Genomic DNA, 9,782 nt, shown 5'->3' with positions numbered 1-9,782 from the left:
GGAACCTGCCACCCATGCACGCGGCGCCGGCACGCGAGGGTCGTCCAGGTTCCATCGCACCACCACCGGACCGGTCACACCGACCGTGGGCGGCGCGCTACAGGCACATCGCGGTACAGGCACATCAGGAGGGACGTCATGCAGCCACCGAACCCGGGTCAGCACGATCCGGACGCCGAAACCCGGCGCGCCGACAGCGGTGGTCCCGGCTTCAGTGGTGGTCCCGGATTCGACGACGACGCCGTGACCCAGATTGCCGGCGGCGGTTCGACACCTCCCGGCTCCTATCCGTCCGGTCGCGGCGGCTACCAGCAGCCGGGTGGCGGGGCGGCCGGCGGGCAGCAGCCACCGGCCGGCGCGGGCTACGGCCAGCAGCCGTACCCGCCGACCGCCGCCTACCCGCAGACCGGCGGGTACCAGCAGGGCGGTGGCTACCCGCAGACAGGCGGGTACCAGCAGGGCGGGTACGGCGATCAGAACCAGCAGGGCTACCCGCAGACCGGCGGCTACCAGCAGGGCGGCGGCTACCAGACTGACGGCTATCAGCAGCCCGGCTACGACCAGGGCGGCTACCAGCAGGGCGGCTACCAGCAGGGCGGGTACGGCCAGGCGGGCTACCCGGGATACGGCGACCAGCAGGGCGGCTACCAGCAGGGCGGTGGCTACCAGACCGAGGGCTACCAGCAGCCCGGCTACGACAACTATCCCCCGGGCGGCTACCCCGGCAGCCAGGGAAGTCCCGGCGGGCCCAGCCAGAACAATCGCCGCAACATCATCATCGTCGCGGTCGCGGCGGCCGTCGCGCTCGCCATCGCCATCCCGGTCGCCCTGATCGCCACGAAGGACTCCGGTAACGACGATCCGTCCGGGCCCGTGGTGGCGACGTCACTGTCTCCTTCCGTGACGACGAGCGCCACACCGAGCTCGTCGCCGTCACCGACGGCGTCCAGGACGTCCGCCGCCCCCACCCCGACGGAATCGGCGAGTTCCGGGTCCTTCACCAGCGGGCAGTCAGCACTGGTCGCCCAGCTGGACCCGAGCGCGATGACCGACTGCGAGCCGAATCCCGAGGGCGAGGACGAGGACATCGACGCCTCGGTGACCTGTACCGCCGCGGACAACGGCCTGCCGGTGGCCGCGTATCACTATGCAAGCAAGACGAACCTCAACACCGACATCGACGCCCGTAAGTCACTGGTCACCGACCAGGGCGAGTGCGCGAGCGGCGATCCCGACATCTTCAGCTGGAACGTCGGTGACGGCCCGACCCAGGGAACCGTGATCTGCTTTTACCACCAGAACAACTTCCTCATCTTCTGGAGCTACGACGACGATCTGGTTTCGTTCATGGCGTTGACCACCAGCAACCCGAGCGCGCTGCACGAGTGGTGGCGCACGTTCGACCCCATCTAGTCGACGGTTCCACACCGTTCCAGCCCCGTCTCCGCCGGCGGGAATCGGCGCGGAACCGTGGGTGGGGGACGTCCGAGCACAACATCGGACGCCCTCCGCCCACACTGTCGCGACCGGTTTCCGCACCCGCCGTCGCATCAACAGCTCACGATTCACGCCGATACCTGACAGTCGGTGGAGCATGTGCGCCTAGGCTGACTACGCACACCGTCGTCGGCAGATATCCCGTATCCCGGTTAGCCCGGGCGGGAAGCGCCGTTCGTCCCACATCCGACGTCGCCGGCACACCCGGCGTCACTGTCCGTCCCGGCTTCACCACTTCCGGCCAGATCCCCTCCCAGGAGGAATCGTGCCCAGCCAGAGCCCCGGCGATGGCGCGTCGCCCGCCTTCGAGCCACCTGCCCCGTACGGCCCGCCGCAGCCGGGTGGCCCGCGCTCGGACGGCCAGTGGTCAGACAGCGAGCAGCCGGCTGGCCATGAGCCGGTCCCGACGCCGGACGACGACGCAACGGATGACGACGCGGACGAGGGGGGCAGCACCCAGGTCCTGCGGCCTTCCGACCTGGGTGCCGGTGGCTTCCTGCTCCCCGGAACGCACCCGGGTGGGCCCGCCGCGCGAGGCGGCCTCCCGGGGCTGTACGCGCAGCCGGCGGCCCCGACGCCCGCTCCCCCACCGATCAGCCCGCTACCGCTCCCTCTCCCGCCCGCGCCGCGTTTCGACACGCCCGGGCCGGAGGTGGCGGCTGTGCTGCCCGACGAGGACGCCACCTACCGGTTGGCCCCGCCGGGACCGGCCCCGGCGGCCCCGGCGGCCCACAGGCCCGCCCAGCCTCCGCAGCCGGTCAGCCCGCCGGACGACACGGATCAGTTCACCGTGACCGGTCCGCCGGGACGGGCCGACGGCACCCTCGGCACCCCGCCGTGGCAGGCCTGGCGAAGCGGCCCCGCGCAACCACCCCAGCCAGCCCAGCCGCTCCAGCCAGCTCAGCCGCTCCAGTCGCCGCAGGGACCCCAACCGCAGCGGCACGGCGGCACGATGCCGCCGCCACTGACCGGGCCGCATCCACTGCCCCCGCCGCCCGGCGAGTCGTTCACCGTGCGACGTCCGTCGCAGGAAGCCCCCGACCAGGTCACCGGCGGGCCGGCCTGGCCGACGCCATCGAGGTACCCGGCCGCGCCCGCACCCACGGGTGGCGGCCTGAACCCGCCGATCCCACCCAGAATCACCACGCCTGGTGGCCCTCTCGGTGGTCTGAGCGGCCTTGACGGCCCGACCGGGTCGGACGGTCGCGGCTGGGGCGGTGGGAACTGGGGCGATGGTGGCTGGAGTCGCGGTGGCCCCGCCGGCGACGTGCCCGGTCGATCCTCGCAACTACCCGGGCCGGGTCTGGGCGCGGGCGACGCGCCCGAGCCGCCGACGCGCCGGGGCCGCACCCTGGCCGTGATCGGCGCGCTGGCCGCGGTCGTCGTGATCGTGGCCACGATCGGCATCGTCGTGACCACGCGGTCCGACGACAGCGCCGAGACGACCCCCGCGGCCACCGCACCTGCGAACGATCTGGCCGCGCCGGCCCCGAACAGCTCCGCCGGTGCCGGCACCCAGCAGAACCCGGCGTCCACGGCCGCAAGCCCCGAGGAGGCCCTGCGCTCGCTGCTCAACCCGGTCACGATGACCAGTTGCGCGGCCCCGGAGCGCAGCGAAAGCCCCTACGCCGACGCCACGCTGCAGTGCATCGGCGCGGACGGCGTCGAAGTCCTCGCGTACCACTTCCCGGACCCGTCCGCCCTCGACCGCCAGATCGGTGCGCGCGCGACCTACTACACCGACGCCGGCAACTGCGACGAAGGTCAGGAAAGCATCGAGGAATGGACTTCTCCGCAGGAACCGGGCGGCGGGGCTCGCCTCTGTTACAAATACGCCGACCGCTTCGTCACGTTCTGGAGCGTCGACCGTTCACTGGTCGCCTTCTCCGCCTCGGATCTGGACCCCGCACGCCTGGTCACGTGGTGGCACAGATTCGATCCCATCCGCCGCTGACGGGAGGCAGCTGTGGCCCGAGTGACGTCGATCCGCATGCTGGTCCCAGGAGTCCTGGCCGTCGCGGCCCTGGCCTGCGCGGGTGTGCTGATCGCGCTGGCCGCCTTCGACAGCGGGTCGTCCGGCCCCGCGACCGAGCAGCCCACGCCGTCAGGTGTCGCACCGAGCCCGGCAGCGTCACCGGCGGCAACCGGGAGCCCGGGAGCTGACGACGGCGCGGCGCTGAGCGAGGCCGAACGCGAACTCGCCGCCAGGCTGTCCTCCTTCGAGCTCACCGGCTGCGTGTCGGCCACGGCGGAGGCGACCAGCTCGTCGGCTGCCCGCAGCCCGACCAGCAGCGCGGCAACCGGCGTCGTGGCGGCGCTGCGCTGCGCTCCCGGCGTCGCCGGGGGCGGCCGACCACCCGCGGAGGTGATCGTGCTCGGCTACGCCGACGCCCCCGCGATGGCCGCCGACGCCGCCCGCCGGTCCACCGCGACCGTGGATGTCGGTTCCTGTGAGGCGGGCCAGACGAGCAGCGAGGCCTACCTGCTGCCGTCCCGGCGGTCGGGAACGTTCGTCTGTGAGGCCGCGGCGGGCCGCTTCACCGCCTACTGGACGATCGACCGCGAACGGGTCGGCTTCATCGCCGCGACCGACGACCCGACCGGCCTGATCACCTGGTGGCGCACGTTCGACCCGCTCTGACGTCCTTCCCCGGCGGCTCCGTCAGCCGCCGGAACCTCAGCCGCCGGAACGCCGGCGGACATCGGCCGCGTCGGCGAGCTCACGCAACGTGGCGTACACCCCCTCGACCCGCGGGACGTGGGTGAGGATGATCGGCCCACGCTGGCCGGCGCTCTCGATCGACAGCGTTCCGGAGCCCACCAGCCGGTCGGGCAACGACTGGTCCCAGGAGACGTTGCTGAGCCAGACGAGCGGGATGTCGCGGCCGGTGTGGTTCACGACGCCCTCACGGATGATCAGCCGCTCGGTGGTGAACACGAAGTGCGTCGTGATCCAGCGCAGCCAGGGCGCCACGCCGAAGTACCCGATGGCGGCCAGCCCCAGTGCCAGGACGAGGTACTGGAGCGCCTCCCTCGCGAAGTTGTCAGGCACGAAGAAGACCCCGAGGGTCATCAGCGCGAGCGCGGTGACGACGGAGAGCACGGGCACAACCAGGCTGCCCCAGTGCGGATGCAGGTGGAGAACCACCTCTTCGTCGTCGGTCAGAACGTCGTCCGGAAACGCCACCGCCAGATCTTCGCATCCCGGACAGGCCAGTCCCAGCAGTGCTCGCTCAGCACCCAGGCAACTTCGCGCAGCGCCCCGTCGACTTCGCGCGGTCCCCGGTCGACTTCGCGCGGCGCCCGGTCGACTTCGCGCGGCGCCCGGTCAACGCAGATGGATCACGTCGGCGGCGCTGAACGGGCGGCCGTCGACCACGAGGCGGCCGAACTCGTCCACGTCGGTGGCCGTACCCCGGACGGACGTCCCGTCGGGAAGCTCGACCCGCACGAGGCGGCCCAGGGTCGTGCAGACCTCCCGGTACTCACCGCGGGCCCCGTCGGGCGCCTGCTCCCACCGGGAGATCGCGCCGACCAGGTCGGTGAGGAGCGCGATGAGGAGCTGCTCACGGCCCAGCAGGGCCGGCTCGACGTCCCGCAGCAGCAGGCTGGTCGAGCGCTCCGGCAGCTCGTCGGCCAGCGCGGTCACGTTCAGCCCGAAGCCGATGACGGCCGCCGGGGGACCCCGGGCCGGGCGCGAGCTCCACCAGGATCCCGCCGAGCTTCTCGCCGTCCACCTGCAGGTCGTTCGGCCATTTGAGCACCGCCGGCAGCCGCGCGTACGAGCGCAGGGTCCGCACCAGTGACGTGCCGACGACCAGTGGCAGCCACCCCAGCCAGCGGGTGGCGACGGCCGGCCGGACGAGCACGGACACCATGAGCCCCGCGCCGACCGCGGACTGCCACGACCGGTCCATGCGCCCCCGCCCGGCGCTCTGCCGCTCGGCGACGAGGACGACCACCGGATCACTGACCGGATCACGGGCCAGCTCACCGACCGGGTCGCTGGCCGGGACGCCGCCTGGCGGCATCACCGCGGCCCCTCGGTCCGTCGGCACCGGCAGCCCCGTCGAGCCCCGGACCCCGCGGGCGAGGCGGACGAGTTCCGCGTTCGTCGAGTCGATCTCGTCGACCACGGCCAGGACGACGCCGAGCCGCGCGAGCGGCGGCGCGAGCGCCTCGGCGCCCAGCGGGCGGCGCAGCCCCGCAAGCTCCGGCCGGCGCCCGGGCGCGGAAGCGGTCACGAGCCCATCATCAGGCCCGCGACCTGCGGCGCAGGCCCCGGAGGCGGGATCAAACGGGGGTGTTGGTCGTCCATCTGAATCGATCGGCACAGCGGGCACGGGACTACCTTCCCAGAGGCCAAGTGAGACGGTCTCCACATCAATCGAGCGCGTGGGCCACCGCCCGCCGTACGCTTCGCTCTATGGCTCTCCCGGCTTCCGCGCACGAACCCACGCCCGAACCGCACAGCACCGCCGGTCGGCTTGCTCGATTGCAGGCCGTGACCGAAGAGGCTGTCCATGCCGGTTCGCAGCGCTCGGTGGACGCGCAGCACGCCAAGGGCAAGATGACGGCGCGGGAGCGGATCGAGGCGTTCCTCGACCCGGGCTCCTTCGTCGAGACGGATGCCTTCGCCCGGCACCGTTCGCACGACTTCGGGCTGGACCGCAACCGCCCGTACGGCGACGGCGTCGTGACCGGCTACGGGACGGTGGACGGCCGTCAGGTCTGCGTGTTCAGCCAGGACTTCACCGTCTTCGGCGGGAGCCTGGGCGAGGTCTTCGGCGAGAAGATCGTCAAGATCATGGACCTCGCGCTGCGGACCGGGGTGCCGGTCGTCGGGATCAACGACTCCGGCGGCGCGCGCATCCAGGAGGGCGTCGTCTCGCTCGGCCTGTACGGCGAGATCTTCTACCGCAACGTGATGGCCTCGGGTGTCGTCCCGCAGCTTTCGCTGATCATGGGGCCGTGCGCCGGGGGCGCGGTGTACTCGCCCGCGATCACCGACTTCACCCTGATGGTCGACCAGACCAGCCACATGTTCATCACCGGCCCCGACGTGATCAAAGAGGTCACCGGTGAGGACGTCGGCATGGAGGAGCTGGGCGGAGCGCACACGCACAACTCGCGCAGCGGCGTCGCCCATTTCCAGGCCGCCGACGAGAACGACTGCCTGGAGCTGGCCCGGGCACTGCTGTCCTACCTGCCCTCGAACAACATGGACGAGGTGCCCGCCTACGCCGAGGTGACCGATGTCGAGGCGGAGGTGGACACCGAGCTCGACACCTTCATTCCGGACTCGCCGAACACCCCGTACGACATGCACCACGTGATCGAGCGGATTCTGGACGAGGAGGACTTCCTCGAGGTCCACGCCCAGTTCGCACCGAACATGATTGTCGGCTTCGGTCGGATCGACGGCCGCTCGGTCGGTGTCGTCGCCAACCAGCCGATGCAGTTCGCCGGCACCCTGGACATCGACGCCAGCGAGAAGGCCGCACGCTTCGTGCGTACCTGCGACGCGTTCAACATCCCGGTACTGACGTTCGTGGACGTCCCCGGATTCCTTCCGGGTACCTCGCAGGAATGGAACGGCATTATCCGGCGCGGCGCCAAGCTCATCTACGCCTATGCCGAGGCGACGGTTCCCAAGGTCACCGTCATCACCCGGAAGGCCTACGGCGGCGCGTACGACGTCATGGGTTCCAAGCACCTGCGCGCCGACATCAACCTCGCCTGGCCGACCGCGGAGATCGCGGTCATGGGCGCCCGCGGCGCCGTGAACATCATCTACCGCCGCGAGCTCGCGGGCTCGGAGGCGCCCGACGAGCGCCGGGCCGAACTGATCGATGACTACAACGAGCACTTCGCCACGCCGTACATCGCGGCGGAGCGCGGCTACCTCGACGCGGTCATCCAGCCCTCGGTGACGCGGCGCGAGGTCATCCGGGCACTGCGCCTGCTGCGCACCAAGCGCGCGACGCTGCCGCCGAAGAAGCACGGCAACATCCCGCTGTAGCGGCCGTCCGGTCCGCGGGGGCCGGGAGCAGGCGCAGCAGCGAGGCAGACAGCGCGGGACCGAAGCGGACCAGGGACGAAGTACCGAGGAGGGCGGCCGGTGGCAGACAGACCCGAAGAGCCTGCGGGCCGGGCGCACCTGCGGCTGGTCCGCGGCGACGCCTCGCCGGAGGAGATCGCGGCGCTCGTGGCCGTGCTGGCCGCGCGAGGCGGGTCGGGCCCGCCGGTGGTCCGGGCCAGATCCACCTGGGCCGATCCGGCGCTGGCCATGCGTGGCAGGCTGACCGCCGGCCCGGGAGCATGGAGCCGGTCGGCCCGCACGGCCGGCCAGCGCTTCCCGGCGGGTGGTTGACAAATCGGTTATGCGAGAACAGCAGGCGTGGGGGCCGGCGGTGGGCTAATTTGTTTCACCGCTGCCGGCAAAGAAGGAACACGGTACGGCCCGACTCGCCTAGACTCAGGCCGGACGAGACGGGAGGAATGTGCGTAAGATCCTCATCGCCAACCGGGGCGAAATTGCCGTCCGGGTGGCGCGGGCCTGCCGCGACGCGGGTTATTCCAGCGTCGCCGTGTATGCGGAGCCCGACATTGATGCCATGCATGTTCGGGTCGCCGACGAGGCCTACGCGCTGGGTGGGTCGACCCCCGGTGACTCGTACCTGAGAATCGACAAGATTCTGCAGGCCTGCGCCAGCTCCGGCGCCGACGCGGTGCACCCCGGCTACGGTTTCCTCTCCGAGAACGCGGATTTCGCCGAGGCCGTGATCTCCGCGGGTCTGACCTGGATCGGCCCGCCGCCCGAGGCCATCCGCCGGCTCGGTGACAAGACCGCCGCCCGGCACATCGCGCTCGCCGTCGGCGCCCCGCTCGCCCCGGGCACCGCCGATCCGGTGGCCGGTGTCGACGAGGTCGTCGCCTTCGCGAACGAGCACGGTCTGCCCGTCGCCATCAAGGCGGCGTTCGGCGGCGGTGGCCGCGGCCTCAAGGTCGCGTGGACCGCCGAGGAACTGCCCGAGCTGTTCGAGAGCGCCGTGCGCGAGGCGGTCGCCGCCTTCGGCCGCGGCGAATGCTTCGTCGAGCGCTACCTGGACCAGCCGCGCCACGTCGAGACGCAGGTGCTCGCCGACACCCACGGCAACGTCGTCGTCGTCGGCACCCGCGACTGCTCGCTGCAGCGCCGCTACCAGAAGCTCGTCGAGGAGGCGCCCGCGCCGTTCCTCACCGAGGCTCAGAACGCCGAGCTCTACGAGGCGTCCAAGAAGATCGTGCGCGAGGCCGGCTACGTCGGCGCGGGCACCGTGGAGTTCCTCGTCGCCAAGGACGGGATGATCAGCTTCCTGGAGGTCAACACGCGCCTGCAGGTCGAGCACCCGGTGACCGAGGAGACCTCCGGCGTCGACCTGGTCCGCGCCCAGTTCCGCATCGCCGAGGGCGAGGCGCTCGACCCGTTCGACCCCACCCCGCGTGGGCACTCGATCGAGTTCCGCATCAACGGCGAGGACCCCGGCCGCAACTTCCTCCCGGCCCCGGGCACCGTCACCACGTTCACCGCCCCGGCCGGCCCCGGTGTGCGGCTGGACACCGGCATCGAGAGCGGCAGCGTGATCGGCGGGGCGTTCGACTCCCTGCTCGCCAAGCTCATCGTCACCGGCGCGAGCCGCCAGGAGGCCCTGGAGCGGGCCCGCCGCGCTCTCGACGAGATGGTCGTCGAGGGCATGGCCACCGCGCTGCCGTTCCACCGCGCGGTGGTCCGTGACCTGGCGTTCGCCCCGGAGGCCGCCGACGAGCCGTTCCGGGTGCACAACCGCTGGATCGAGACCGAGTTCGACAACACCATCCCACCCTTCACCGGTGGCACCGATGCGGACACCGCCACCGATCCTCGGGAGACCGTGGTCGTCGAGGTCGGCGGCAAGCGTCTCGAGGTCGTGCTGCCCGCCGGTTTCGGTGCGGGCGGTGGCGGTGGCGCGGCCGCGGCGGGTGCCGCGCCGAAGCGCCGGTCCGCCGGCAAGGCGGCCTCCAAGGTCACCGGCGATGCCCTGACGAGCCCGATGCAGGGCACCATCGTCAAGGTCGCCGTCAGCGACGGTGACACCGTCGAGGCCGGCGATCTGATCGTCGTGCTCGAGGCGATGAAGATGGAGCAGCCCATCAACGCCCACCGCGCGGGAACCGTCGGCGGGCTCACGGCAGCGGTCGGGGCTGTCGTGACCAGCGGCGCCGTTCTCTGCGAGATCAAGGACTGATTCGTCCGACTGGCGCCT

Annotated in this window: 9 protein-coding genes; 6 read left to right on the top strand and 3 right to left on the bottom strand. The window is 71.7% G+C overall.

Features of this window, described 5'->3' with window-relative positions:
• The first annotated feature begins 138 nt into the window (after positions 1-138).
• The 3 genes from FREUN1FDRAFT_RS25000 to FREUN1FDRAFT_RS24990 all read left to right on the top strand — a co-directional run bounded on the left by FREUN1FDRAFT_RS25000 (position 139) and on the right by FREUN1FDRAFT_RS24990 (position 4,138).
• The gene (locus FREUN1FDRAFT_RS25000) at positions 139-1,413 is read left to right on the top strand and encodes a hypothetical protein (protein ID WP_006543035.1); all 1,275 of its coding nucleotides are present in this window, start codon (positions 139-141) and stop codon (positions 1,411-1,413) included.
• A gap of 349 nt (positions 1,414-1,762) precedes the next feature.
• Positions 1,763-3,451, top strand: a complete 1,689-nt coding sequence (locus FREUN1FDRAFT_RS40110; protein WP_006543034.1) for a hypothetical protein — start codon at positions 1,763-1,765, stop codon at positions 3,449-3,451.
• Between the two features lie 12 nt (positions 3,452-3,463).
• Positions 3,464-4,138: a hypothetical protein gene (locus FREUN1FDRAFT_RS24990; protein WP_006543033.1), complete on the top strand. Its 675-nt coding sequence runs from the start codon at positions 3,464-3,466 to the stop codon at positions 4,136-4,138.
• A gap of 36 nt (positions 4,139-4,174) precedes the next feature.
• On the opposite strand, the gene FREUN1FDRAFT_RS24985 is transcribed toward FREUN1FDRAFT_RS24990, so the two are convergent.
• The 3 genes from FREUN1FDRAFT_RS24985 to FREUN1FDRAFT_RS24980 all read right to left on the bottom strand — a co-directional run bounded on the left by FREUN1FDRAFT_RS24985 (position 4,175) and on the right by FREUN1FDRAFT_RS24980 (position 5,741).
• Positions 4,175-4,684 (bottom strand): PH domain-containing protein, encoded by a 510-nt coding sequence (locus FREUN1FDRAFT_RS24985; protein WP_006543032.1) that lies wholly within the window; start codon positions 4,682-4,684, stop codon positions 4,175-4,177.
• A 141-nt stretch (positions 4,685-4,825) separates the two neighbouring features.
• Complete coding sequence (locus FREUN1FDRAFT_RS46725; RefSeq protein ID WP_006543031.1) at positions 4,826-5,146, bottom strand: biotin protein ligase domain protein; 321 nt, start codon at positions 5,144-5,146, stop codon at positions 4,826-4,828.
• Positions 5,064-5,741: a biotin--[acetyl-CoA-carboxylase] ligase gene (locus FREUN1FDRAFT_RS24980; protein WP_232295391.1), complete on the bottom strand. Its 678-nt coding sequence runs from the start codon at positions 5,739-5,741 to the stop codon at positions 5,064-5,066. The genes FREUN1FDRAFT_RS46725 and FREUN1FDRAFT_RS24980 overlap by 83 nt, the downstream gene beginning before the upstream one ends.
• A gap of 182 nt (positions 5,742-5,923) precedes the next feature.
• On the opposite strand from FREUN1FDRAFT_RS24980, the gene FREUN1FDRAFT_RS24975 reads away from it, so the two are divergent.
• The 3 genes from FREUN1FDRAFT_RS24975 to FREUN1FDRAFT_RS24965 all read left to right on the top strand — a co-directional run bounded on the left by FREUN1FDRAFT_RS24975 (position 5,924) and on the right by FREUN1FDRAFT_RS24965 (position 9,764).
• Positions 5,924-7,519, top strand: a complete 1,596-nt coding sequence (locus tag FREUN1FDRAFT_RS24975; protein WP_006543030.1) for an acyl-CoA carboxylase subunit beta — start codon at positions 5,924-5,926, stop codon at positions 7,517-7,519.
• Positions 7,520-7,618: 99 nt separating this feature from the next.
• Positions 7,619-7,870, top strand: a complete 252-nt coding sequence (locus FREUN1FDRAFT_RS24970; RefSeq protein WP_006543029.1) for an acyl-CoA carboxylase epsilon subunit — start codon at positions 7,619-7,621, stop codon at positions 7,868-7,870.
• A gap of 130 nt (positions 7,871-8,000) precedes the next feature.
• Positions 8,001-9,764 (top strand): biotin carboxylase N-terminal domain-containing protein, encoded by a 1,764-nt coding sequence (locus FREUN1FDRAFT_RS24965; protein WP_006543028.1) that lies wholly within the window; start codon positions 8,001-8,003, stop codon positions 9,762-9,764.
• Positions 9,765-9,782 lie beyond the last annotated feature (18 nt).

The organism is Parafrankia sp. EUN1f (assembly GCF_000177675.1).
GTDB lineage: Bacteria > Actinomycetota > Actinomycetes > Frankiales > Frankiaceae > Parafrankia.
This window is presented reverse-complemented; position numbering and strand designations above follow the sequence as displayed.

Coding starts and splice junctions, on each gene's coding strand:
- FREUN1FDRAFT_RS25000 (WP_006543035.1), top strand. CDS start 139: ATGCAGCCACCGAACCCGGGTCAGCACGATCCGGACGCCGAAACCCGG.
- FREUN1FDRAFT_RS24975 (WP_006543030.1), top strand. CDS start 5,924: ATGGCTCTCCCGGCTTCCGCGCACGAACCCACGCCCGAACCGCACAGC.